The 22333-nt window shown below is 64.2% G+C and carries 24 protein-coding genes and 2 pseudogenes; 16 read left to right on the top strand and 10 right to left on the bottom strand.

Annotated features, from left to right (window positions below; genetic code table 11):
- The first annotated feature begins 20 nt into the window (after nucleotides 1–20).
- Both AC1DJW_RS08165 and AC1DJW_RS08160 read left to right on the top strand, forming a co-directional pair.
- On the top strand, nucleotides 21–497 hold the full coding sequence (locus AC1DJW_RS08165) for a hypothetical protein (protein WP_390277610.1): 477 nt from the start codon (nucleotides 21–23) through the stop codon (nucleotides 495–497).
- Between the two features lie 135 nt (nucleotides 498–632).
- Nucleotides 633–1235 (top strand): DUF305 domain-containing protein, encoded by a 603-nt coding sequence (locus AC1DJW_RS08160; protein WP_476901117.1) that lies wholly within the window; start codon nucleotides 633–635, stop codon nucleotides 1233–1235.
- 104 nt (nucleotides 1236–1339) lie between these two features.
- Here the strand turns inward: AC1DJW_RS08160 and AC1DJW_RS08155 are convergent, their stop codons facing one another.
- A complete protein-coding gene (locus tag AC1DJW_RS08155; protein WP_284752730.1) occupies nucleotides 1340–1582 on the bottom strand; it encodes a hypothetical protein in 243 nt (80 codons plus the stop codon).
- A 233-nt stretch (nucleotides 1583–1815) separates the two neighbouring features.
- On the opposite strand from AC1DJW_RS08155, the gene AC1DJW_RS08150 reads away from it, so the two are divergent.
- The 3 genes from AC1DJW_RS08150 (at nucleotide 1816) to AC1DJW_RS08140 (ending at nucleotide 5217) form a co-directional block, all read left to right on the top strand.
- Complete coding sequence (locus AC1DJW_RS08150; protein WP_476901116.1) at nucleotides 1816–3378, top strand: CehA/McbA family metallohydrolase; 1563 nt, start codon at nucleotides 1816–1818, stop codon at nucleotides 3376–3378.
- A gap of 125 nt (nucleotides 3379–3503) precedes the next feature.
- A complete protein-coding gene (locus tag AC1DJW_RS08145; protein WP_390277616.1) occupies nucleotides 3504–4547 on the top strand; it encodes an NAD(P)-dependent alcohol dehydrogenase in 1044 nt (347 codons plus the stop codon).
- Between the two features lie 73 nt (nucleotides 4548–4620).
- Nucleotides 4621–5217, top strand: a complete 597-nt coding sequence (locus AC1DJW_RS08140) for a TMEM175 family protein (RefSeq protein ID WP_476901115.1) — start codon at nucleotides 4621–4623, stop codon at nucleotides 5215–5217.
- A gap of 12 nt (nucleotides 5218–5229) precedes the next feature.
- Here AC1DJW_RS08140 and AC1DJW_RS08135 read toward each other — a convergent pair whose 3' ends face one another.
- The gene (locus tag AC1DJW_RS08135; RefSeq protein WP_390277620.1) at nucleotides 5230–5988 is read right to left on the bottom strand and encodes a DeoR/GlpR family DNA-binding transcription regulator; all 759 of its coding nucleotides are present in this window, start codon (nucleotides 5986–5988) and stop codon (nucleotides 5230–5232) included.
- Between the two features lie 46 nt (nucleotides 5989–6034).
- Here AC1DJW_RS08135 and AC1DJW_RS08130 point away from each other — a divergent pair, with 46 nt between their 5' ends.
- The gene (locus AC1DJW_RS08130) at nucleotides 6035–6727 is read left to right on the top strand and encodes an NUDIX domain-containing protein (RefSeq protein ID WP_390277622.1); all 693 of its coding nucleotides are present in this window, start codon (nucleotides 6035–6037) and stop codon (nucleotides 6725–6727) included.
- 46 nt (nucleotides 6728–6773) lie between these two features.
- Here the strand turns inward: AC1DJW_RS08130 and AC1DJW_RS08125 are convergent, their stop codons facing one another.
- Nucleotides 6774–7292: a GNAT family N-acetyltransferase gene (locus tag AC1DJW_RS08125; protein ID WP_390277624.1), complete on the bottom strand. Its 519-nt coding sequence runs from the start codon at nucleotides 7290–7292 to the stop codon at nucleotides 6774–6776.
- A gap of 67 nt (nucleotides 7293–7359) precedes the next feature.
- On the opposite strand from AC1DJW_RS08125, the gene trxB reads away from it, so the two are divergent.
- From trxB to AC1DJW_RS08110, 3 genes are all read left to right on the top strand, one after another.
- The gene (gene trxB / locus AC1DJW_RS08120) at nucleotides 7360–8337 is read left to right on the top strand and encodes a thioredoxin-disulfide reductase (RefSeq protein ID WP_284752724.1); all 978 of its coding nucleotides are present in this window, start codon (nucleotides 7360–7362) and stop codon (nucleotides 8335–8337) included.
- Nucleotides 8338–8418: 81 nt separating this feature from the next.
- Nucleotides 8419–9669, top strand: coding sequence for an Nramp family divalent metal transporter (locus AC1DJW_RS08115; protein ID WP_284752723.1), 1251 nt, complete (start codon nucleotides 8419–8421; stop codon nucleotides 9667–9669).
- Nucleotides 9670–9673: 4 nt separating this feature from the next.
- Nucleotides 9674–10921, top strand: coding sequence for an APC family permease (locus tag AC1DJW_RS08110; RefSeq protein ID WP_476901114.1), 1248 nt, complete (start codon nucleotides 9674–9676; stop codon nucleotides 10919–10921).
- Nucleotides 10922–10923: 2 nt separating this feature from the next.
- On the opposite strand, the gene AC1DJW_RS08105 is transcribed toward AC1DJW_RS08110, so the two are convergent.
- A complete protein-coding gene (locus AC1DJW_RS08105; RefSeq protein ID WP_476901113.1) occupies nucleotides 10924–12138 on the bottom strand; it encodes an MFS transporter in 1215 nt (404 codons plus the stop codon).
- Nucleotides 12139–12322: 184 nt separating this feature from the next.
- Between AC1DJW_RS08105 and AC1DJW_RS08100 the strand changes: the two genes are divergently transcribed.
- The 5 genes and pseudogenes from AC1DJW_RS08100 to AC1DJW_RS08080 all read left to right on the top strand — a co-directional run bounded on the left by AC1DJW_RS08100 (nucleotide 12323) and on the right by AC1DJW_RS08080 (nucleotide 15478).
- Nucleotides 12323–12712 carry a hypothetical protein gene (locus AC1DJW_RS08100; RefSeq protein WP_184735461.1) on the top strand — a complete coding sequence of 130 codons (390 nt, stop codon included), beginning with the start codon at nucleotides 12323–12325 and terminating at the stop codon, nucleotides 12710–12712.
- Between the two features lie 20 nt (nucleotides 12713–12732).
- Nucleotides 12733–13155 carry a VOC family protein gene (locus tag AC1DJW_RS08095; protein ID WP_284752720.1) on the top strand — a complete coding sequence of 141 codons (423 nt, stop codon included), beginning with the start codon at nucleotides 12733–12735 and terminating at the stop codon, nucleotides 13153–13155.
- A 153-nt stretch (nucleotides 13156–13308) separates the two neighbouring features.
- On the top strand, nucleotides 13309–13566 hold the full coding sequence (locus AC1DJW_RS08090) for a mycoredoxin (RefSeq protein ID WP_059389319.1): 258 nt from the start codon (nucleotides 13309–13311) through the stop codon (nucleotides 13564–13566).
- A gap of 186 nt (nucleotides 13567–13752) precedes the next feature.
- Nucleotides 13753–14838 (top strand): S-(hydroxymethyl)mycothiol dehydrogenase, encoded by a 1086-nt coding sequence (locus tag AC1DJW_RS08085; protein ID WP_476901112.1) that lies wholly within the window; start codon nucleotides 13753–13755, stop codon nucleotides 14836–14838.
- Nucleotides 14835–15478 (top strand): annotated as a pseudogene (locus AC1DJW_RS08080) (MBL fold metallo-hydrolase). Before AC1DJW_RS08085 ends, AC1DJW_RS08080 begins: the two are co-directional and overlap by 4 nt.
- 25 nt (nucleotides 15479–15503) lie before the next feature.
- On the opposite strand, the gene AC1DJW_RS08075 reads toward AC1DJW_RS08080, so the two are convergent.
- The 6 genes from AC1DJW_RS08075 to AC1DJW_RS08050 all read right to left on the bottom strand — a co-directional run bounded on the left by AC1DJW_RS08075 (nucleotide 15504) and on the right by AC1DJW_RS08050 (nucleotide 20308).
- Nucleotides 15504–17822: an FdhF/YdeP family oxidoreductase gene (locus AC1DJW_RS08075; RefSeq protein WP_476901111.1), complete on the bottom strand. Its 2319-nt coding sequence runs from the start codon at nucleotides 17820–17822 to the stop codon at nucleotides 15504–15506.
- A gap of 103 nt (nucleotides 17823–17925) precedes the next feature.
- Entirely contained in the window at nucleotides 17926–18702 is a 777-nt protein-coding gene (locus tag AC1DJW_RS08070; RefSeq protein ID WP_284752716.1) for a lipoate--protein ligase family protein, read from the bottom strand.
- A complete protein-coding gene (locus AC1DJW_RS08065) occupies nucleotides 18702–19505 on the bottom strand; it encodes a thioesterase family protein (protein ID WP_476901110.1) in 804 nt (267 codons plus the stop codon). The genes AC1DJW_RS08070 and AC1DJW_RS08065 overlap by 1 nt, the downstream gene beginning before the upstream one ends.
- 32 nt (nucleotides 19506–19537) lie before the next feature.
- Complete coding sequence (locus tag AC1DJW_RS08060; protein ID WP_476901109.1) at nucleotides 19538–19762, bottom strand: hypothetical protein; 225 nt, start codon at nucleotides 19760–19762, stop codon at nucleotides 19538–19540.
- Nucleotides 19729–20025 (bottom strand): hypothetical protein, encoded by a 297-nt coding sequence (locus tag AC1DJW_RS08055; RefSeq protein ID WP_476901108.1) that lies wholly within the window; start codon nucleotides 20023–20025, stop codon nucleotides 19729–19731. Before AC1DJW_RS08055 ends, AC1DJW_RS08060 begins: the two co-directional genes overlap by 34 nt.
- An 88-nt stretch (nucleotides 20026–20113) precedes the next feature.
- Nucleotides 20114–20308, bottom strand: a complete 195-nt coding sequence (locus AC1DJW_RS08050) for a DUF1918 domain-containing protein (RefSeq protein ID WP_059389323.1) — start codon at nucleotides 20306–20308, stop codon at nucleotides 20114–20116.
- A 207-nt stretch (nucleotides 20309–20515) separates the two neighbouring features.
- Here AC1DJW_RS08050 and AC1DJW_RS08045 point away from each other — a divergent pair, with 207 nt between their 5' ends.
- Both AC1DJW_RS08045 and AC1DJW_RS08040 read left to right on the top strand, forming a co-directional pair.
- Nucleotides 20516–21667, top strand: a complete 1152-nt coding sequence (locus AC1DJW_RS08045; RefSeq protein WP_476901107.1) for a PDDEXK nuclease domain-containing protein — start codon at nucleotides 20516–20518, stop codon at nucleotides 21665–21667.
- A gap of 96 nt (nucleotides 21668–21763) precedes the next feature.
- Nucleotides 21764–22273, top strand: a pseudogene (locus AC1DJW_RS08040) (polysaccharide deacetylase family protein); the annotation flags it as partial.
- Between the last annotated feature and the right edge of the window lie 60 nt (nucleotides 22274–22333).

The following is a 22333-nucleotide window of genomic DNA, read 5'->3' as shown; positions in this document are numbered from 1 at the left end:
GCTGCGGAAGGAGGAAGACCATGACCGACCCCCTACGGGGCCGCGCCACCGCCTTCCTTCTCCGCATAGCTCTGTTGGCAGGACTGCTGGCGATCATCGCCGGAATCGTCGGGATGCATGTCATGGCGGGTGGCCACAGCATGCACGCCACCCCCGTCGTGAGCCAGTCCGCGGTCGTGAGCCAGTCCGCCGTCGTGAGCCAGTCGCATGGTGTCCACACGGACGCTGAACGTGCGTCGCTGCCGGATGAAGCCGCAGTTCAGCACGCGACTTCGTCACCCGCCGCGCCGTGCACATGCCCAGGCACCTGCACCGGAATGTCGGCCTTGCACGCCGTCTGCGTGCCTGCTCCGGGCCACAACACGCTAACAGCTCCTTTACCCGGCGTCCCCCCATATGCCAATGCGGGCACCGCCGGGGGCGGCGTCCTGGTCTCCGGATATTCGCACCGCCCGGGTAGTCCTTCCCCGGGTGATCTCTGCATCAGTCGCACGTAAAATCCACAGCCGCATCGAGCCGCCGGCCCGCTGCACAAGACTCCACCATGACGCGCCACCCACGAGGTGGGCTTGCTGTGCGCGTCCCACGCAGCCGCAAGTCTGCAGGCTGATTGATTGAAGGACCCCAAAACCATGAGAAAAAACCTGACCATGACCACCTTTACTGTGGCTACAGCGATCGCACTTGCTGGCTGCTCGGCCGGAACCGGCAGTGACAGCAGCATGCCGGGAATGAACCACGGAAGCGCCTCCCCATCCGGTCCGGCCGCGGGCACAGCCGGAGGCCACAACGCGGCGGACGCAGGGTTTGCCCGGATGATGATCCCCCACCATGCCCAGGCCGTTCAGATGAGCGATGTTGTGCTCGCCAAGAAGGGCGTCCCTGCAAAAGTGACTGCGCTCGCCGGCAGGATCAAGGCAGCCCAAGGCCCCGAGATCGAGAACATGGAGGGCTGGCTCAAGGAGTGGAACGAGCCCGCCGGGATGTCGGGCGAACACGCCATGGACGGAATGGTGGACAACGAGGACTTGAAGAAACTCGAGGCCGCCCAAGGCCGAGAAGCGGCCAGGCTGTTCCTGACCCACATGATCGCCCACCACCAAGGGGCCGTGGCCATGGCACAGAAGGTAGGCGCCGAGGGCGAGAACGCCGATGCCCTCAAACTCGGCAAGGATATCGTGACGGCCCAGGAGGCCGAGATCAAGGAAATGCAGGAGCTGCTGGGCACCCTGTAGCCGAAAGCACCCTATACCCCAAAGCACCGGCCCACCTGGTTTTCCAGTGTGGGCCGGTGCCAGCGGCTTGGGTTATTGCGGCCTGGATGCCGGCATCCCCGGGCCTATGCAGTGACGCCTACAGAGGTTCCTTCCGCTGCGAGCACGGCCTCCGCTACGTCTTCCCTGAGGTGGTAGTCCCTTGCTTCGACCGGATACAGGGAACCACTGACCACGTAGTACCCGCGGCCTTCCCCTGGCCCGCCGGCCGCGGCGTCTATGGCGGCGACCATCCCCGGTTCCAAGGGCTTTTCTTTGCCTGCCTCGCGCAATCGAGCGAGGTCTTCGGCCTCAAGGCGACTGATCAAACCCGGAATATCGCACATCTAAAACACCGTCCTGTTCGGTCCATGGGAAAGGTTTGCGCCGTCGCCCCAGACCTTGGTGCATGCCAAGAACAGTAAGCCCGGGCATGGCTCGTGGCAAGGGTCAATTTGGGACAGGTCCACTGAATGGACGCCGCTTGCTGGCGCTCCTGCTTTCATGCTGCGTTCTTGGTTCCGTTGCCTACTGTTCAGTAACGGTGGGCAACATCGAGCGGGTGACTTCACCATGCAAAGCCCATTCGGGCGACAATGCCTCCTTTTCCTCTACCCGGCGCGGCTTCCTGGCCGCCGCACTGACCGGCGCGGCCCTGACCCTGGCCCCGGTTTCGTTCGCGGCCGCCGCTACCGGAACCAGCAAGAGCAAGACGATCACCGGCCATCTGGATCCCGGTGCAGCGGACTTCGTGTATTTGCCGGTCGAGGTCCCGGCCGGCGTCAACAAAATCAGCGTTTCGTACACCTACAGCAAGCCCCAGGTGGCCTCAGGACTCCTCGCGAACGCCTGCGACATCGGAATCTTCGATGAGAAGGGCACCGACCTCGCCGGAAAGGGTTTCCGCGGCTGGTCCGGCGGTTTCCGGACCGAGTTCAGCATCAGCGCGGGCGAAACGACTCCGGGCTACCTGCCGGGGCCGATTGGAAAGGGCACGTGGAACGTTGTTCTTGGCCCGTACCAGGTGGCAGGGCAGGGCCTTGATTACACCGTGAACGTCACCCTTGAGTACGGACCCGACGTCGCCCCTTTCAAGCCCCAGTACCCGCCACAGCAGATCGCCGGCCGCGGCGCAGCCTGGTACCGCGGCGATGCGCACCTGCACACCGTCTACTCGGACGGAAAGCGAACCCCCGAGGAAGTCGCAGCCGGCGCCCGCACTGCGCGTCTCGACTTCATGATCTCCACGGACCACAACACGCCGGCATCGCACGGCGCCTGGGGGCCGCTCGCCGGCAACGATCTGCTCATCCTCACGGGCGAGGAAGTCACCACGCGCAACGGCCACTACCTCGCGCTCGGCTTGGAGCCGGGCGAATGGATCGACTGGCGCTATCGGGCCCGCGACAAGGGATTCAAGCAGGAAGCCCAGCGGATCCACGCCTCGGGTGGAATCGTTGTTCCGGCACACCCCTATTGCCCCTACGTCGCGTGCCGCTGGAAGTTCGGTTACGACGACGCCGATGCGGTTGAGGTATGGACGGGCCCGTGGACCCTGGACGACGAGTCCTCCGTCAACACCTGGGACTCGATGCTCGCCCACTCCGCGCGCACAGGTGGCCGGTGGCTCCCGGCGATGGGCAACAGCGACGCCCACAGTGTCCCGCAGGTCATCGGACTCCCGCACAACGTGGTCAACGCCGCGGCGTTGTCCCGGGATGCCCTGCTGGACGGCATCCGTAACGGACGGAACTGGATCGCCGAGTCGGCTGACGTCTCGGTGGACTTCCAAGTCGCGTCGGGCGGCAAGAGCGCAACCGTCGGCGAGCGGCTCAACGTCGCGGTAGACGCCCCCGTCACGGTGACGGCGAAAATCGCCGGCGTGCCGAACGGCGTCGTGCGCTTCATCACGGATGAAGGACAAACCCAGCAAGTCACGCTTCCCGCGTCGGGCCAGGGAACGAGCACGTGGCTTACCACCCCGCAGCTCGCGGCGTACGTGCGCGTCGAAGTCCGGCATCCGAAGATCGACGGAACGTCCGGCAGCGGCACGGAGATGGGAACGGTCATCCCGCTCGGCCCCATGGCAGCCTTGACGAACCCGATCTTCCTGGGCGCAAGCTAGTCCGCAACAGATCCGATTCAGTTGAGGGAGTCCCTGCCAGTACCCGTACCAGCAGGGACTCCCTCACGTCGGAAATCTCCGGTTGGATGGATAGTGCCAATCCTCCGTCCACCCACAGGAGAAAAATGCTGACCGTAAGTGCTTACGCCGCCCCGTCCGCGAGCGAGGCCCTCGTCCCGACCACCATTGAGCGCCGCGACGTCGGTGCCCACGACGTGCTCATCGAGATCAAGTACGCAGGCATCTGCCATTCAGACATCCACACCGTCCGCGGCGACTGGGGACCACAGTCCTACCCACTCGCGCCGGGCCACGAAATCGCCGGAATCGTCACTGAAATCGGCTCCGAAGTCACGCGCCACAAAGTCGGCGACCGCGTCGGCGTCGGCTGCATGGTCAATTCCTGCCGCGAATGCGGTAACTGCCGCAAGGGCGAGGAGCAGTACTGCCTGAAAGGCATGACCGGGACCTACGGCGCCGTCGACCGCGACGGGACTATCACCCAGGGCGGCTACTCCACCCACGTCGTCGTGACCGAGGACTTCGTGGTGCGCATCCCCGAAGGAATAGGGCTCGACGCCGCCGCTCCCCTGCTGTGCGCAGGCATCACCACCTATTCGCCGCTTCGGCACTGGGGTGCGGGCCCGGGCAAGAAGGTCGGCGTCGTCGGACTCGGCGGGCTGGGCCACATGGCCGTCAAGCTCGCCCACGCCATGGGCGCCGACGTCACGGTGCTGTCCCAATCGCTGAAGAAAATGGAAGACGGCTTGCGCTTGGGCGCTGACCAGTATTTCGCCACGAGCGAGCCGGCCACCTTCGAAAAGCTCGCGGGAACCTTCGACCTGATCATCAACACGGTCAGCGCCCCGATCGACATCAGTTCCTACCTTCAGTTGTTGACGCTCGACGGCGCGCTGGTGAACGTCGGCGCACCGGCCGAACCGCTGCCTGTCAACGTGTTCTCACTCATCACGGGACGGCGTTCCTTCGCGGGATCGGCGATCGGCGGCATCCGGGAAACCCAGGACATGCTCGACTTCTGCGCCGAACATGGACTTGGCGCCGAGATCGAGGTCATCCCGGCGGACAAGATCAACGATGCCTACGAGCGCGTGCTCGCCTCCGATGTGCGGTACCGCTTCGTCATTGACGCGTCCACACTGGGCTAGGCGGGAAGGGCGGGCGTAATCTCTTGGCCGCGGGCGTCCGCAGCAACGATGATGTCCCCATGAAGGCAATGCGATGAACAAGAACCGGCTCGAGGCATTCAGCGACGGTGTCCTCGCCATTGTCATCACCATCATGGTGCTTGAGCTGCGGGTGCCCGCGGAACCGAGCTGGCATGCCCTGCTCAGCGTATTTCCCACGTTCCTCAGCTACTTGCTCAGCTTCGTCTACGTGGGGATCTACTGGAACAACCACCACCACATGATCCATCTGGCGGATCGGGTCAACGGCCGAATATTGTGGGCGAACCTGCACTTGTTGTTCTGGATATCCCTCTTCCCGTTCAGCACACGTTGGATGGACGAGTCGCGCTTCGCCGAGGTGCCTGTGCTGGCATACGGTTTCAACCTGCTATGCGCCGCCGTTGCCTACTTCGTCCTGCAGCAGTCGTTGATCCGGCACCAGGGGCGGCAGGGTGCGCTCGCCCAGGCAATTGGCCGGGACTGGAAGGGGAAGGCCTCGCCGCTCATCTATGTGGCCGGTCTGGGCCTCTGCCTGCTCCATCCTTTGCTTGGCGTCGCGGCCTACACGGTCGTGGCCATGATCTGGCTGGTTCCTGACCGGCGCGTTGAACACTTCGTCACCCGTGCACACGAGGACCGTGTGGAATAGCGCGAACCAGGGTCAACCGGCGCCAACAAGGGCTACGCCAAGGCGCGAGAGCTGCCTCATGGTTGGATCGTTGGCTGGCGCATCGGTGATGATGCCGGCGATGCTGGTGAAGGGCAACACCGAATAGCGCGAAGCGGCCCCGATTTTCTCGGTGCTCGCGAGGACGTAGGTGTCTGCCGCACGGGCAGCCAGGGCGCGTTTCATGGCGGCTTCGTCGGCGTCGGCGGTGGTGAGTCCGTGGACGGGGTGGACTCCGGTGACACCGAGGAAGAACAGCTCGGCGGAAATGGCCTGGGTGGCCTCGACGGCCGCGGCCCCGCAGGTCACGGCAGAGTGTTTGAACAAGCGGCCACCGAGGAGGAACACCTCGACGAGGGGATGCTCGACAAGCGCCGAGGCGATGGTCGGGCTGTGGGTAATCACTGTGCAGTCGAGTTCGGCGGGCAACGCGTGAACCACCGCGAGGGTGCTGGTGCCGCCGTCGAGGATCACGGCGGAACCCGGCTGGATCATCGAAGCGGCGCGGGCAGCAATGCGGCCCTTGCTCTCCGGCTCGACCGTAGCGCGGGCGGCGTAGTCGGCGATGGCGGGGGAAACCGGCAGGGCACCGCCGTAGACACGTTGGCAGAGCCCGGCCGCCGCAAGCTCGCGGAGATCGCGGCGCACGCTGTCTTCGGATAATCCAAGTTCGTGGGCGATGTCTTTGGCGATCACCTTGCCATCGGCCGCAAGCCGCGAGAGTAGAAATTTGTGCCGTTCGGCAGCAAGCATGCCCATTCCTTCCTGATGTTGCACGATCATGCACTATTCTAGCGGGATGACTCCGAGAAACGATGCCCCACCCACAACGTTGCGTCCTGGAATTGATGTACCCGACCACCGCGGCCGCACCGGTCTCGACCAGGCCGGCCGAGGCCTCGACCGCAATCCCGCCGTGGTGGTGCGCGACGTCGAAGTGACTTCCGACGGTTGGCACGTGCTGCGTCGCACCACCTTCGACTACCGCCGCAGGGACGGCCGATGGGTCACGGAGCAACGCGAAAGCTACGATCGCGGGAATGGCGCGACGATTCTGTTGTACGACGCCGGCCGGGGCACGGTTCTACTCACCCGGCAGTTCCGCTTCCCGGCCTATGTCAACAATCATCCGGACGGGATGCTGATCGAGACCGCTGCCGGATTGCTGGACGACGACGATCCCGAAACCGCTATCCGTCGCGAGGCCAGCGAGGAGCTGGGCGTCGACGTCGGAGCGCTGCGGCACGTCTTCGACGCATACATGAGCCCCGGATCGGTCACCGAAAGGCTGCACTTCTACGTCGCGCCCTATACCCCTGCGGACCAGACAGGCCCCGGCGGTGGAGTAGCCGCGGAGGGTGAAGACATCGAAATCATCGAGATTGCGTTCGCCGACGCCCTCGCCATGATCCACGACGGCCGCATCGTGGACGGAAAGTCGATCATGCTCCTCCAATGGGCAGCCCTCAACAGCCTCTGCCAAGTGCCATGAGGCGCCCTCGGCGCGCGGCACTGGCGCGCCGCTCAAACCTCGCTGCTCAGACCCGGAGTGAGCGGCGTTCGAGCAGGAGCGTATCCCGCCACTGGCCGGCGAGGGGCCCGGCACTCATGCGAGCGATGCGTACACGGCGGCCAACGATCGTGAAGCCATTCGCTTGGTGAAAGCGGATGCTGGCCTGGTTTTCGGGGAAAATGCTCGATTGGATGGTCCAGATGCCGTGCTCTTCGGTCGACGCAGCGAGCGCTTGCAGGAGCAGGCTTCCGACGCCCCGTCCGCGGGCAGAACCGGCGACATAGACGGAGTGTTCGACGACGCCGGCATACGCCGGACGCGTAGACACAGCGGAAACGGCCGTCCACCCCACCACGCGGCCGGATGCAACAGCCACGAATCGGTGATCGGGAAGGCGGCTCCCGTTGAATTGCTCCCACTCGGGGGCCGCTGCTTCAAAGGTTGCTTGCCCGGTCTCGATACCCTCCGTGAAAATCGCACGGACCTCAGGCCAATCCTCGTGACTCATGGGCCGGATCAGAACGGCTCCGGCTTCGTTAAACATTCACCCATTATGCACGTGGATTGACGAGCCCCTTGATTGAATCCCTCGACCTTGTTGCACTTGTCCCATGAGCAAAGAACAGCTGATCATCATCGGGTCCGGCCCCGCCGGCTACACCGCGGCAATTTATGCCGCCCGGGCGGGCCTGAGCCCCCTCGTCCTTGCCGGATCAGTCACCGCCGGCGGCGCGTTGATGAACACCACGGAGGTGGAGAACTTCCCCGGCTTCCCCGCCGGGATCCAGGGTCCCGAGCTCATGGATGGCCTGCAGGAGCAGGCCGAGCGCTTCGGCGCCAAGATAGTGTTCGACGACGCCACTGAAGTCCGGCTGTTTGGCCACCTCAAGCGCGTGGTCACCGGCTCGGGTGACACCCACGAGGCACCCGCCGTGATCCTTGCGACCGGTTCCGCCTACAAGGAACTCGGCTTGCCCGAAGAGAAGAGGCTGAGCGGACACGGCGTTTCGTGGTGCGCCACATGCGATGGCTTCTTCTTCCGCGAACAGGAAATCATCGTGGTGGGCGGCGGGGATTCCGCCATGGAAGAAGCGATGTTCCTGACCCGGTTCGCGAAGACCGTGACCGTCGTCGTCCGCAGGGAGGAGCTCCGGGCCTCCCGGATCATGGCGCAGCGGGCCAAGGACAATCCGAAAATCCGCTTCGCCTGGAACTCGGCCATCACCGCCATCCACGGCGACGCCAAAGTCACCGGGGTAACCCTGGCCGACACGCGTTCCGGTGAATCGCGCGAACATGCGGCGACGGGCATTTTCGTGGCCATTGGACATGTCCCGCGGACGGACCTTGTTGCGGGACAAGTGGAACTCGACGCCGAGGGATACATCAAGGTCGATTCCCCCACCACTGTCACCAATCTCTCAGGAGTCTTCGCTTGCGGTGACGCCGTGGACCACCGCTATCGCCAAGCGATTACGGCCGCCGGCACGGGTTGCGCCGCGGCCTTGGATGCCGAACGGTACCTCGCCGCCCTCGAGGATGCGGACAGCATCGCCACGGCATTGGTGGAAGAACCCACCCACGCCTAAGCCATACCTAAAAACTACTTTTCGGTACGCCTAACTTAACGGTATCCTCTTCATGACCGTATCCCCGACGTTGAGGAAACCATGGCTGCCACGATTGTTGAGCGACCGGCGAGCAAGACCCGGTGGAGGTCCCGGCTGCTCTTGTTGGGTCCGGCCTTCGTGGCTGCGATCGCATACGTGGATCCGGGCAACGTCGCGGCAAACCTCACTGCGGGAGCGAATTACGGCTACCTGCTCGTGTGGGTCCTGGTGGCGGCGAACATCATGGCGGTCTTGGTGCAGTACCAGTCGGCGAAGCTCGGCCTGGCCACTGGCCACAGCCTTCCGGAACTCCTGGGCAAGCGCTTGGGAACCCACCGCCGCAGACTGTTCTGGGTCCAGGCAGAGGTGGTTGCCGGGGCTACCGACATGGCCGAAGTCATCGGCGGAGCGGTAGCCCTCAATCTTCTGTTCGGGCTGCCGCTTCTCATGGGCGGAATCATCATCGGCCTGGCATCCATGTTGCTCTTGGCGCTCCAGTCGTCACGAGGCCAGAAGTCCTTTGAGTACGCCATCATGATGCTCCTGGCAGTCATAGCCGTCGGTTTCGTTTCGGGGCTCTTCGTCAATCCCCCCGAGACCGGAGGAGTACTGGCCGGTTTGGTGCCGCGATTCGAGGGCACGGACACCGTCCTCCTCGCTGCCAGCATGCTCGGAGCCACCGTCATGCCGCACGCCATCTACCTCCATTCGGCCCTGGCCCGGGACCGGCATGGCTTCTCGGAAGATCCCGCTGTACGGACGAGGCTCATCAAGACCACCCGCGTGGATGTTGTGGGGGCCTTGATGCTGGCCGGCGTCGTGAACATCGCCATGCTCCTTTTGGCCGCCTCCAGCCTGCGGGGAGTAGAAGGAACCGACACCATCGCCGGGGCCCACGCCGCCGTTACTTCGGCCCTTGGACCAATCATCGGCGTGGCTTTCGGCGTCGGTTTGCTTGCCTCGGGCCTTGCTTCAACGTCCGTCGGATGCTACGCCGGCGCAACGGTCATGGGCGGACTCCTCAAGATCCGGGTGCCCTTGCTGATACGCCGCGTGGTCACCTTGGTCCCGGCCCTGGTCATTCTCGGCGCGGGCATAGAACCCACCCTGGCACTCGTGCTGAGCCAAGTCCTTTTGAGCTTCGGCATACCTTTCGCTTTGATTCCACTAATCCGGCTCACCGGCAAGCGCGAGGTCATGGGCATCCATACGGATTCCACGCCATTGAAGATTGCCGGGTGGACCAGTGCCGCCCTCATCGTGGGCCTCAACTGCGTCCTCATCGTACTGACAGTCGCGGGGAAGTCCTAGGGTCATGAGCAACCCGCAGGCCCTGGCCCGTCGGCTGGGTACCTTCGACGCGGTCGTGATCGGATTAGGCTCCATGATCGGCGCCGGCGTGTTCGCGGCCTTCACCCCGGCCGCTTCCGCAGCGGGTTCAGGCCTGCTGATTGGACTCGTCGTCGCGGCGGCGGCGGCATTCTGCAATGCGACGTCCTCCGCACAGCTCGCCGCCGCATATCCCACATCGGGTGGAACGTACATTTACGGTCGCGAACGGCTGGGACCGTGGTCCGGATACCTGGCCGGATGGGGATTCGTCATCGGCAAGACCGCCAGCGCGGCGGCCATGGCCATGACATTCGCCGCCTATGCGGCCCCTCCAGGGTGGGAACGTCCCGTGGCCATCGCCGCGGTCGTCGTCCTCGCCGCCGTGAATTATCACGGGGTGACCCGCACGGCGGGCCTGACACGCATCCTGGTTCTCGCCGTGCTGGCGGCCCTCGCCATTGGGGTGGCAGCCTCCTGGAGTAGTTCTGCTCCCTCCCCGGCGAACATCCCCGGGGATGGGCTGCTTGCTCACGGCTGGTACGGGATCCTCCAATCCGCCGGTTTGCTGTTCTTCGCCTTCGCCGGCTACGCGAGGATCGCGACCATGGGAGAGGAAGTCCGCAATCCCCGCCTTGCCATTCCGCGTGCCATCGGGATCGCGTTGGGCATCGCCGTCGTCGTCTACGCGATCATCGCCGTGACTCTTCTCGCCGCTCTCGGTCCGGACGGCGTTGCAGGCACCCCGACGCCGCTCGCTGCCGCCGTCGGAGCCGGGACCTTCGCTTGGGCCGTTCCGGTGGTCCGCGTGGGAGCCGCCGTGGCTTCCCTCGGTGCCCTGTTGGCCCTCATCGCGGGCTTGGGCCGGACTACCCTGGCAATGGCCAGGCATCACGACCTGCCGCATTGGCTCGCCGCCGTCCACCCCCGCTATCGTGTCCCGCACCGGGCCGAAGTCGCCCTCGCCGTCGTGATCTGCGTGATCGTCGCGGTCGCCGACCTGCGCGGCGCGATCGGCTTCTCCTCGTTCGGCGTGCTCATTTACTACCTGGTGGCCAATGTTGCGGCGTTCACCCAGACGGCCGAGGACCGCCGATACCCCAAAGCGCTCCAGGTGTTCGGAGCCCTTGCTTGCGTAATCCTCGTGGCCACGCTTCCGCCGCTATCGGCGGGCCTGGGCGTCCTCATGTTCGCGGCAGGCATCATCCTGCGCGTGGTCAGGCTCAATCGATAGCGTCAAGAGCGGGCACCGGGAGCCGAGGCGGCAAGCCGCTCTTTCGGCGGCATCCGCCGCGACGGCCGTCCGGCCAGCACGATGACCAGCAGCGCCAGGACGGTGAGGGCCGCACAGGCCGCGAAGATGCCTTGGTAGCCGAGCGCCGTCGTCGATCCCAAAGCGATGATGGGGCCGGAAACGATAGCGCCGACGCGCCTGGTGTTGGTGTAGAGCCCTGAGGCCAGGCCGGGACGGGGAATCAGCCGCTGGAACAGGGTCAGCCCCACGCCCGCCACAATCCCGAAGAACCAGGCATTCAGGACCTGGAGCGCGATCAGGGTGAAGGGGTTGGAGACAAACGCCATGGACGCGTAGTAGGCCATCCCGGCCACGCAGCCGGATGCGATGAGCGCCCGGCTGGAGTAGCGGCGCGCGAGCCGCCCGATCAGGAAGAGCGCAGGGATCTCAAGCGCGGCCGACACACCAAGCGCGATGCCCGCCCAGATGACATCCACGCCGAGCCCCTGCGTCACGAACAGGCTCATGATGGACACAGCGGCACTGTTGGTGGCCTGCAAGGCGACAAAAGCGAAGACGACGGCGGCAACCCCGAATTTCGAAAACGGGTGCCCGTCCTCGTCGCCTTGGGCCCTGGGCAGATCCTCGACGACGGCAGCCCGCCGTCGGGAAATCATGGCAGCGGTCGTGGCGACATTGAGGACGGCCACCACACCGAGGGCGAGCAGGATGGCCCGATTGCCCAGCGCGCCCATGATGAACGTCGCCAGGGGCGGTCCCGCCACCCAGGCGAAGGAGACAATCGCGCGCGTGTTCACCACATCCGACGTTCCGGCACCTGAGTGCCTGAGGTGGGCGAACAAGAGCGAGCTGCCAACCCCTGCAGGACCGCCAAGGACGATCAAGCCCACGACGGCGAGCGGCAGCGAAGTGCCCACCGCCAGGAGGGCGGACAGCGCCAGCGTCAGCAGTCCGCAGGCCAGCATGGGCCGCAGGTAGTCGTTCGCCCGGTCTGCATAGGCAGGCACGAGAAGGGAAGCGACGAAGCCGCTGGCATTGTAGACAGCGAGGACCCACCCCACCTCGGCTGGCGTGGCGTTGAACAGGGCCACCAGCAGTAGTGCCAGCGCAGGGTTGAGGAACGCGAACTGGAACCCCCACAGCAGCGCCGCAGACGGGACGAGCAAGCGCTTCATGCGTTCATTCCGGTTATCCACGTCCTCAACCCTAGAAGCCTTCCGCGCCGCGAGGGAGGCCCTGCCGGTACCTGTATCACCAAGTCTTCCGGCTGGTCAGGGCGGATTTCGGCCATATGTCCGATCAAATCCGGCCGACCGCAAAGCAGTGACAAATCCCGAATCAGGGGTGGACGGCGGAGGTTGCACAGAGCAGGATTGAGCCATGAGCATCCATGAGGCACTTCTGAAGCAGGCCAGCATCACCGCCACGGAAGCCACGCTCGTGGCGAAGTTCGAGATCGAGGGCAACATCCCTGGTTCCGGCGCCTTTGTCGTAGGCCTCGTAGCGGCGACTCCGGACTATTCCTCTCAACGAAGACTGGGCATCGAGTTCATGAACGGGGAGGCGATCGCATTCTTCTCGTTTAACCATGACCAAAGTGCCGAAGAGAACTACGACCTCAAGGGCGTTGAGCACTCCGGGAACACCATTACGGGCCATTTCCCTCTCTCGGCGATCAACGGCCTTGGCAAGGGACATGTGATGACGGCCTTCAGTGAAGCCGACGGCCGCGAATTCCAGTCCGGCGTCGCCGTCGAAGAATCGCTCTAGGACCGAATACTTACGGTCCTATGGAACCGCGCGTCGATTTCATCTCGTTGGGCGTGCGCGACATTGATGTGTCGCGCCGTTTCTATGTGGACGGCCTTGGCTGGCCGGTTCACGCCGAGTTTCCAGGCGACGTCTTGTTCCTCCAGGTCAACCACGGGCTGATGTTGTCCCTCTGGAATGTGGAACAGATGCAGGGTGAAGCTGCCGTCGATCCGCCGTCGGGAGTCCCGTGCATCACGCTGAGCCACAACGTCTCCAGCCCCGGGGACGTGGACCGCACAATGTCCGAAGCGCAGGCCGCGGGCGCCGTCGTCGTCGCTCCCCCGAAGGCCCAACCTTGGGGCGGCTACACCGGCTACTTCGCGGACCCCGATGGCTTCCGATGGGAGATTGCCTACAACCCGACGTGGACAGTCGACGACGGCGGCAAAGTCACCGTCTGAGCCGGCTCGGCTCTGTCCAGGGAAGTTTCCCGGGTGCCCAAACCCCTGCCCGATTGGCCTTGGCGTGTCATGTGACACATGCGCGCGGAGGAATAGTGCCTGCCGGGTTACCGTTGACGCGAGTAGTTCATAACAAAGACGACAGGAGAATCCGTGGACTTCACCCCCGAATCCGGCACCATCACTATGTTCTCGACCACTTGGTGCGGCTATTGCAACCGCCTCAAGAAGCAGCTGGATGCCAAGGGCATCGGCTACAACGAGATCAACATCGAAGAGGTTGAGGGCACTGCCGAACTCGTGGAGAAGCTGAACGGCGGCAACCAGACCGTCCCCACGGTCCTTTTCCCTGACGGCACCGCGGCCACCAACCCCTCCGCCGCCGAGGTCGAAGCGCGCCTCGCCGCCTGATTTTCCGGAGGCCGGTAGCACGGACGCAGGGTGTCCGTGCTACCGGCCTCCGTCGTTCGCAGGCAGCTACGCCACACGCTGAATGCGCAGCAACCCCCGGAACGCAGTCCGGCCCGTGTGATAGACAGTTTGGGATCAGACCCGGACACCAGTCCGCGGTCCACGAACCTCACAGGGGAGTTATCCATGGTCCACGCAGTCAAAGGGGCAGTAGTCCGCTCGAAAGGCGCACCTGTCACCCTCGAAACGATCCTCATCCCGGAGCCCGGCCCGGGCGAAGCCTTGGTGGACATCCTCACCAGCGGCGTGTGCCACACCGACCTGCATTACAAACTCGGTGGCATCAGCGATGATTTCCCTTTCCTTCTCGGCCATGAGGCCGCCGGCGTTGTGAGCGCCGTCGGTCCGGATGTCACCGACATCGTCCCGGGAGACCGCGTGATCCTGAACTGGCGGGCAGTCTGCGGCAATTGCCGCGCCTGCAACCGCGGCCAGGCCCAGTACTGTTTCAACACGCACAATGCCACACAGAAGATGACACTCGAGGACGGCACGGTCCTCTCCCCCGCGCTGGGCATCGGCGCCTTCGCGGAGAAGACGCTCGTCGCCGCGGGGCAGTGCACCAAGGTTGATCCCGACGCCGATGCTGCCGCCGTCGGCTTGCTCGGTTGCGGTGTGATGGCCGGGCTGGGTGCCGCAATCAACACGGGAGGCGTGAAGCGCGGCGATTCGGTGGCCGTGATCGGCTGCGGCGGTGTCGGCGTGGCCGCCATCGCCGGCGCTGCCTTGGCAGGCGCCACCACCATCATCGCCGTCGACATCGACGCCAAGAAGCTGGACCGTGCACGCGAGCTCGGAGCCACCCATGTGGTGGACTCCTCGCAAGGCGATCCCGTGGAACAAATCCGCGAACTCACCGGCGGCTTTGGAGCGGACGTGGTGATTGACGCCGTCGGCCGCCCCGAGACCTACAAGCAAGCGTTCTACGCGCGTGACCTCGCCGGCACGGTGGTGCTGGTGGGAGTCCCGACGCCGGAAATGACGCTCGAACTCCCGTTGCTGGACGTCTTCGGCCGGGGCGGCTCGCTGAAGTCCTCGTGGTACGGCGACTGCCTGCCGTCCCGCGACTTCCCCATGCTCGTCAGCCTGTACCGGCAAGGCAAGCTCGATCTCGACGCCTTCGTCACGGAACGGATCGGCATCGCCGATATCGAGGAGGCTTTCGACAAGATGCATTCAGGGTCTGTCCTTCGATCGGTGGTTGAACTGTGACCGAGGAAAGCAAGACCGTTCGTGTTGACCGCGTCGTCACCTCCGGCACCTTCTCGCTCGACGGCGGTACCTGGGACGTGGACAACAACGTCTGGATTGTCGGAGACGATTCCGAGTGCTCGTGATCGATCCCGCGCACCAGCCCGAGTCCATCGCGGAGGCGGTCGGGGACCGGACCGTCAAAGCCATCCTTCTTACGCATGGCCACGACGACCACATCCGGTCCGCGGGGGCTTTCCGGGACATCGTCCGGGCGCCCATCCACTTGCATGGTGACGACTGGATGCTGTGGCAGGCGGTGTACCCCGGGGCAAATCCCGACGGCGGCATCGCCGACGGCGGGATCTTCGAGGTCGCCGGCACCCGGCTCCGCGTCATCCACACACCGGGCCACTCACCCGGTTCCGTGTCCTTCTATCTGGAGAGCGAAGGAATACTGTTCAGTGGCGACACGCTGTTCCAGGGCGGACCCGGTGCCACCGGACGTTCCTACAGCGATTTCCCCACGATCATCGATTCCATCCGTTCCAAGATCCTGCCGTTGCCGGAAAGCACCCTCGTCCTGACCGGCCACGGCAGCTCCACTACGGTTGGAGCCGAGGCGCCCCAATTGGAGGAATGGATCGCCAAGGGGCACTAAGTGCGTCACCCCCTTTTGGGGAACGCTAGTGGGCACTGGCGCTGAAGTCCGGTGGTGCGGCTGGTTCCAGCCGCACCACTACCGACTTGGACGCCGGCGTGTTGCTGCCTTCGGCGGTCGAATCCAGCGGTACCAGGACGTTCGCTTCCGGGTAATAGGCAGTCACGCAACCGCGGGCTGTGGGGTACGCGATCAACCGCAACTGGCGCAGGACCCTGTCCACGCCGTCGTCGGCTTCGCTGTGCACGTCCACATAGCCGCCGTCGGCCAGGCCCAGATCCGCCAGGTCGTCGCGGTGCGCAAAGAGCACCAGGCGGCCCTTCTTCACGCCCCGGTAACGGTCATTCATGCTGTAGGTGGTCGTGTTGAATTGGTCGTGGGAGCGTACTGTCTGGAGCAGCAGGCGCCCCTCCGGTACGTGGATGGTCTCAAGATCGTTGACCGTGAACATTGCTTTCCCGGTGGCGGTGGGAAACTTCCGCTCGTCCCGGGGTCCGTGGGAAAGGACGAAACCGTCACGGCTCCGGGCTTTCTGGTTGAAGTCCTCAAAGCCCGGCACCACATGGGAAATGTGCTCGCGCACGGAATCGTAGTTCGCCTCGAAAGCTCCCCAGTCAACCGGGACTTTATCGCCGAGCACCGTGTCGGCCATGCGGCACACGATCGCCACTTCGGACAAGACTTTGTCGGAGATCGGCTCCAGCCTTCCCGCAGAACGATGAACCGCGCAGACTGTGTCTTCCACAGTGACGAATTGCTCGCCGCTGGCCTGGCGGTCTATTTCCGTGCGGCCCATCGTCGGCAGGATCATCGCTTGTTCCCCCACCACGGCGTGGGAGCGGTTGAGCTTCGTGGAAATCTGGACCGACAACCGGGTCTTGCGGACCGCGGCCTCAGCCGCCGTGGTGTCCGACATCGCGTGGACCAGGTTTCCGCCGAGCGCAACCAGCACCTTGATCCGCCCGTCGCGCATGCCTCGGATGCTGTCCACGGAATCGACGCCCGGGTGCCGCGGCGGGTCGAAGCCGAATTCCCGCTGCAGGGCGTTGAGGAACGGTTCGGGCATCTTCTCCCAAATGCCCATGGTGCGGTCCCCCTGGACGTTGCTGTGCCCACGGATCGGCGACGGGCCGGCGCCCGGTTTGCCGATGTTCCCGCGGAGGAGGAGCAGGTTGACGATCTCTTTGATGGTCGCCACGGCCTTCTTGTGCTGGGTCAGGCCCATGGCCCAGGTGACGATGACCTTCTCCGCACGCAGGTACCGGGAGGCAAGCTCGTCGATTTCCTGTACCCCCAGGCCCGTTGCGGCAAGGACGTCCCGCTCATCCAGGTTGTCGATATGGGCTCGGAACGCTTCGAGGCCTTGGCAGTGCTCCTCGATGAACGCATGATCCAGAACTGCCCCCGGTGCCGCCTTCTCCGCTTCCAGGACGCGCTTGGAAACGGCTTGAAGCAACGCCATGTCCCCTGCGAGGCGGATCTGCAGGAACTGGTCCGCCAGGTCCGTTCCTTTGCCCACCAGCCCACGGGGACGTTGCGGGTTCTTGAAGTTGATGAGTCCGGCCTCCGGCAGCGGGTTCACCGCCACAATGCTGGCACCGGCGAGCTTTGCCTCTTCCAACGCCGTGAGCATCCGCGGATGGCAGGTCCCCGGGTTTTGGCCCATGATGATGATCAAATCCGCCTTGGCAAAGTCCGTGTAGCTCACGGCGGACTTGCCCACGCCGAGCGTCTCACCGAGGGCCAGCCCGGTGGACTCATGGCACATATTCGAGCAATCGGGCAGGTTGTTGGTACCGAAGGCGCGGACGAAGAGCTGGTAGACAAACGCGGCTTCGTTGCTTGTCCGTCCGCTCGTATAGAAGGTGGCTTCGTCGGGCGATTCCAGGGCATTCAGTTCACGGGCCACAATCCGGAACGCATTGTCCCAACTGATGGGACGGTAGTGGTTCGACCCTGCGGGTTTGTAGACGGGTTCCACGAGCCTGCCCTGCTGTCCCAGCCAGTATTCCGAGCGCCCGGCGAGGGAGTCGACGTCGTTCTCGTCCCAGAAGGTGGACGGAACCTTGAGCGGATCCGCCTCCCACCCGACGGCCTTTGCACCGTTCTCACAGAACTCGGCCAGCTTCCGCTCGGGAGGATCCGGCCACGCGCAGCTCATGCAGTCGAAGCCGTCCTTCTGGTTCATGGCCAGCAAGGACTTCCAGGTGCGGGACGGCCCCATCTGGCTCACCGCGCGGGGCAAGGAGTCCACCAGGCTGGGCAAGCCCGCGGCAGAGCGCTTCGGCGGACCGACGGTGAGGTCCGCGTCGGAATCGTGGACAACGGATGGCTTCTTGTCCATTGCTCTACCTCGCTTCAGGAGGGCGGCAGATTCCATTTCCGGGAGGAAGCCACCGCCCGGTACTCATGGTTGTGGCCTCAAGCGTAGTACCGGCCGGAATCCGCTACAACGGCGTAATGGTGCTCGTCACCGGGAGCAGGCTCTGGAAATCGCCGTCGATGAGTTCGGCGTATTCCGCGTAAGCCGCGACGACGGCGTCTTCCACCGTGGGTACGTCCAGTTGCGGCAAGAGGTCATTGGCGGCACCGGCGGTGGCGGGGTCCCACTCCAGTCCGAGGGCTTCATAGCTGGCAGTGAGGACTTCGCGGATGGGCGCCGAGTTCTCGACGACGATCACCGAGCTGAACAGCCATCCCCCGGAAACCACCCTCTGGGCGGTGCCGACCAGCTTGATCTGGTGCGTTGGGAAATCCGGGTCCAGGCCGTGGACGCTGAACTCACCAGGGCAGTATTCGCCCGGGATCTCCCCGACGGCGGCCTGCACCCCGACGCGGCGGAGCGCACCCGCCAGGAGCTCGCCAAAGAAGGAGAAGCGGGCCTTCGCTCCGGCAATCGCGTCAGTGTGCGGCTCCACATGGTCGATCACCAAGGTACCCCGGTGGTAGGCCGCTGCCCGGCCGCCGGCCTTGCGGATCAAGGGTTCGAAACCGAGGTCCCTGCAGGCCTCCGACGCAGCCTGGAATCCCGGCAGCTTGGCATCGCGTTGCCCGAACGCCACGGTAGGACGGGGCCGGTACAAGCGGAGCATCGGCACCAATTGCCCCCTGCGGGCGCGGTTGAGGAGCTCGATTCCGAAGTCCAGGTCTTCAGCGACGCCGAGCGATTCTTCCTGACGCACCACCGTCAGCGTGCGCTGTGTCCGGGTGAGGTCTTCAACCATCAGCTCTTCCTCAGCGTGAGGATCTGCTCAGCCCGGCCGAAAGGGCCACTGATGTCGTGGAGCACCGTGGACGTCAGGCCGATGCCGTCATCGCCAAAGGAGACCATGTTGTCCAGGCCCAGCCACTCGCCCGCGGGTTCGCGGTACATGTGGATCTGCAGGTCAAGGTTGGGGAAGATGTAGCTGTTCTTTCCGGGCGAAACGCGGGCGGCGATACCGTTGGCCGTGTCCACGAGTCCAACGAGCCTCGCGAGATCGCGGCTGTCCGCCGCGTCGGTGAGGGGATGCTCTGTGCGGATCCAGACTTTGCCCGAGCCGGCCCGGTGTCCTTCCGCTATGCGCATTTCCAGGGACCGGATGTAGCCACCCGGCCACACGCTCGCCCCGTCCCACGGTTTGCATTCGTCCGGGGCCGGCATTGCGACGTCTTCTATGGCGCCGACGGCACTCGTGTCGCTGGTGGCCATCCGCCAGGCGGTAGCCCGGATAGCCACGCGTCCTGCCGCCGAGAGTTCCGCCTGGATCAGTTCAATCGTCCTGCCGGGGCGGACAGTGGCAGTGGTGATTTCGAATTCGCCGCCCGGGATCAATCCCAGGATTTCGTAGCTGAGGCGGGCCAGCCGGACGTCGTCGCGCGGCTCGTGGCGGAGCAGGGCATCAGCCATGATCCCTGATGCGGGCGCCATGTGCTGCTCATGCGGATTCCACGCGCCCTGGGCGTGGATGGTCGAGCGGAACCGCCCATTCCCGAGCGATTCGTAGTAGAAATCGCCTCCCGCAAGGTCCGGAAGCTCAATACTCAACGCCTGCCCTTTCGCCGGTCCGGTAATGGAACTCAGACCACTGTATCTTCTGGCGCCACACCCGTCCGACGTCGACGCCACAAGACCAGGCAGACCGCCAGTCCGGCAAGGAAGAGGACCAGGAGAACGGCGGCCAAAGGGGAGGCCGCCATGACGGCGAGCCAGGCGTCTATCGCCGCGAGCCCGATGGTCGCGTAGACGAAGGCCCAGATGCCGGAGCCTACTATTGCCGCAGGGAGATACCGGCTGAGTGGCATTCTGGCAGCCCCGCGGCCAGGTTGACGGCAGTTTGGAGTCCGATGGTCAGGAAGGTCAGCACGACGGCGTAAGGGCCAAAGCGCTGTATCAGCGCCTGCGCTTTGCTTGCTTTGGGGCGATGCAAGGCGCGCGCGAAGCGCGTCCGTTCGATTCCCACTGCTGCGCCGCGGCCGATCCAGTATGTCGTGTTGACCCGGACCATCACCACAGCGAAGAGCGCCGCAAGCGCCACCTCAAAGGGCAGCTCCAGGATCTGGTCCACGCATGCCCTCCCCGGTCTCCTTCACAGCTAAGTCTTACCTTAGCCCAAGGCGGGATTGGCTCAAGGCGAAAGTGGGCCGTCCCTCCGGCTACGAGCTGCCGCCTGTGCGATCGATCGTGAAATCACCACCCGGATAAAGGATGGTCTCGTGACCATCGTCAAAACGCACGAAATACGGCGGCGCACCATTTGCACCGCGGACTTCGATGATCTCGCCGTGCCGGTCGGACGCCCCGACCGTCCTGCCATGAATGATGATCCGATCTCCCTGGGCTGCTTCCACAGGAACCACCTCCCAGCATTCAGATTACGAGTGTTGGGCCGTCGTGGGAACAGGCTGCGGGCGGCCCATCCAACCGGCCGAGCGGTGGCGCCCGGCAGCTCCTAAATTGTCAGCCCTATCCCATACGTTCGACGAAACGCTCGACAAACCATGTCGCCGTACATAGTCGCCACAAAAGCCATAGTCGCCACAAAAGAGGGAACGCCAGTGCAAAGTCAGGAACTGAAACCGGAAAAGACCACGATGGCGGCAGCAGCGGCGTCGTTCACGGCTCCCCCGGCGCGAACGTCCATGCCGGACTGGTACCCGGAGCTGCTTGCCAACGTTTCCAAGGAAGTCAGTACAGGACGTTCACGGGCCATTTCCGCAGCGAACAGGACGTTGCTCGCGTCCTACTGGTCCATCGGCCGGCAACTGGCACAACGGGAATCAGAAGAAGGCTGGGGCTCGAAGGTCGTCACGCGCCTCTCAGCGGACATACGAACCCGGTTTCCGGATTCCAAGGGATTCTCGCCAAGGAACCTCCGCTACATGAAGACTTTCGCGCAAGCGTGGCCCGAGTTCCCAATGTTGCAAGCGCCGCTTGCAACATTGCCCTGGTACCACCAGATCGCACTGCTCGAGAAGCTCGACGACGCCGCGACCCGCCTCTGGTACGCAGCGGCCGCCGTCGAACACGGATGGTCGCGCAACGTTCTTGCCCATCAGATCGAAACGCGCCTCCATGAGCGCTCCGGGCAGGCGATTACCAACTTCAAGACCACCATGATGCCGGCGGACTCGGATCTTGCCCAACAAGCCACCAGGGACCCTTATGTGTTCGACTTCGTCGCCATGACCGACCGCCGCAATGAGCGGGAACTGGAGCTCCAACTCGTCCAGCATGTGGAGAAGTTCCTCCTGGAACTGGGCCAAGGCTTCGCCTTTGTCGGCGAGCAGGTCCGATTGGAAATCAACGGCGATGAGTTCTTCGCCGATCTCCTCTTCTATCACTTGAAGCTCCGCTGCTATGTTGTGATCGAGCTCAAGGCTGTGAAGTTCGAGCCCGGATTTGTCGGCCAACTAGGCATGTACATGTCAGCTGTGGACGATCTCCTGGCGCATCCGGATGACAAGCCGGCCATCGGCCTCCTGCTCTGCAAGGAGAAGAACAACGTGGTGGCCGAGTACGCGCTGCGGGGAATCAACCTGCCCATCGGCGTCTCGGAATGGCAGAGCAAAATCATCGAATCGCTCCCTGAGGATTTCGCTTCAAGCCTGCCAAGTATCGAACTCCTTGAGGCAGAGCTTGCTGACGAACCGGCCAACGTCGCGGCCACGGGACGTGCACCGGCCGTGGAACCTGAACGCAAGCTGTGAATTCGGCCCTTGCCCGCTATTTGTGTTCAACCTGCAGGGTTCAAGGCGTACCCTACATTCATACGCGCCTGGGGGCCCTCGTCTCGTGGAGGAACCATGCGCAACTTTGGTCAGCGTTTCAGGAAGCAAGGCCCGCGAGCGGCCGGATTTCGTCGGATAAACAACCCGAAAAAGTACAAGCGGATCGTCGCCGTCCTGGGTGCCCTGCTGCTCACCGCGGGAGCCCTCAGCGGAGTCGCCGTTCCCGCACGGGCAGCAGCCCCCACCATCGTGAGTTTGACCTTCGACGACGGCAACGGCAACCAGCTTGCCGCCGAACAGGTGTTGAAAGCCCACGGGCTGGTGGGAACTTTCTTCATCACGACCAGCTGGATCGGCACCCCGGGTTACCTCACGCAGGCGGACCTGCACACCATCGCAGGCGATGGCAACGAGATCGGCGGCCACACTGTTACACACCCGGATCTGACGACGCTCACCTCGGCAGCCGCCAGCGCTGAAATCTGCAACGGCAAGTCGACGCTCGAAAGCTGGGGATTCCAGGTGAACAACTTCGCCTATCCATTTGCGGCCGAAAACGCGTCCGTTCAAACTGACGTGAAGAACTGCGGATTTGCGAGCGCGCGAGGCCTGGGCGACATCCGCTCACCCGCCAGCTGCCCAAGC

It is taken from the genome of Arthrobacter sp. 05L417 (assembly GCF_056397865.1).
Note: the sequence above shows the minus strand (reverse complement) of the source record. Positions and strands in the feature narration are given on the sequence as shown.

Excerpts from the sequence above, each read along its gene's own strand:
- AC1DJW_RS08145 (WP_390277616.1), top strand. The coding sequence starts at position 3,504 with ATGCTGACCGTAAGTGCTTACGCCGCCCCGTCCGCGAGCGAGGCCCTC.
- AC1DJW_RS08060 (WP_476901109.1), bottom strand. The coding sequence starts at position 19,762 with ATGCCACTCAGCCGGTATCTCCCTGCGGCAATAGTAGGCTCCGGCATC.
- AC1DJW_RS08100 (WP_184735461.1), top strand. The coding sequence starts at position 12,323 with ATGAGCATCCATGAGGCACTTCTGAAGCAGGCCAGCATCACCGCCACG.
- AC1DJW_RS08140 (WP_476901115.1), top strand. The coding sequence starts at position 4,621 with ATGAACAAGAACCGGCTCGAGGCATTCAGCGACGGTGTCCTCGCCATT.
- AC1DJW_RS08095 (WP_284752720.1), top strand. The coding sequence starts at position 12,733 with ATGGAACCGCGCGTCGATTTCATCTCGTTGGGCGTGCGCGACATTGAT.
- AC1DJW_RS08135 (WP_390277620.1), bottom strand. The coding sequence starts at position 5,988 with ATGCTTGCTGCCGAACGGCACAAATTTCTACTCTCGCGGCTTGCGGCC.
- AC1DJW_RS08130 (WP_390277622.1), top strand. The coding sequence starts at position 6,035 with ATGACTCCGAGAAACGATGCCCCACCCACAACGTTGCGTCCTGGAATT.
- AC1DJW_RS08115 (WP_284752723.1), top strand. The coding sequence starts at position 8,419 with ATGGCTGCCACGATTGTTGAGCGACCGGCGAGCAAGACCCGGTGGAGG.
- AC1DJW_RS08070 (WP_284752716.1), bottom strand. The coding sequence starts at position 18,702 with ATGGTTGAAGACCTCACCCGGACACAGCGCACGCTGACGGTGGTGCGT.
- AC1DJW_RS08110 (WP_476901114.1), top strand. The coding sequence starts at position 9,674 with ATGAGCAACCCGCAGGCCCTGGCCCGTCGGCTGGGTACCTTCGACGCG.
- AC1DJW_RS08160 (WP_476901117.1), top strand. The coding sequence starts at position 633 with ATGAGAAAAAACCTGACCATGACCACCTTTACTGTGGCTACAGCGATC.
- AC1DJW_RS08165 (WP_390277610.1), top strand. The coding sequence starts at position 21 with ATGACCGACCCCCTACGGGGCCGCGCCACCGCCTTCCTTCTCCGCATA.
- trxB (WP_284752724.1), top strand. The coding sequence starts at position 7,360 with ATGAGCAAAGAACAGCTGATCATCATCGGGTCCGGCCCCGCCGGCTAC.
- AC1DJW_RS08125 (WP_390277624.1), bottom strand. The coding sequence starts at position 7,292 with ATGTTTAACGAAGCCGGAGCCGTTCTGATCCGGCCCATGAGTCACGAG.
- AC1DJW_RS08075 (WP_476901111.1), bottom strand. The coding sequence starts at position 17,822 with ATGGACAAGAAGCCATCCGTTGTCCACGATTCCGACGCGGACCTCACC.
- AC1DJW_RS08085 (WP_476901112.1), top strand. The coding sequence starts at position 13,753 with ATGGTCCACGCAGTCAAAGGGGCAGTAGTCCGCTCGAAAGGCGCACCT.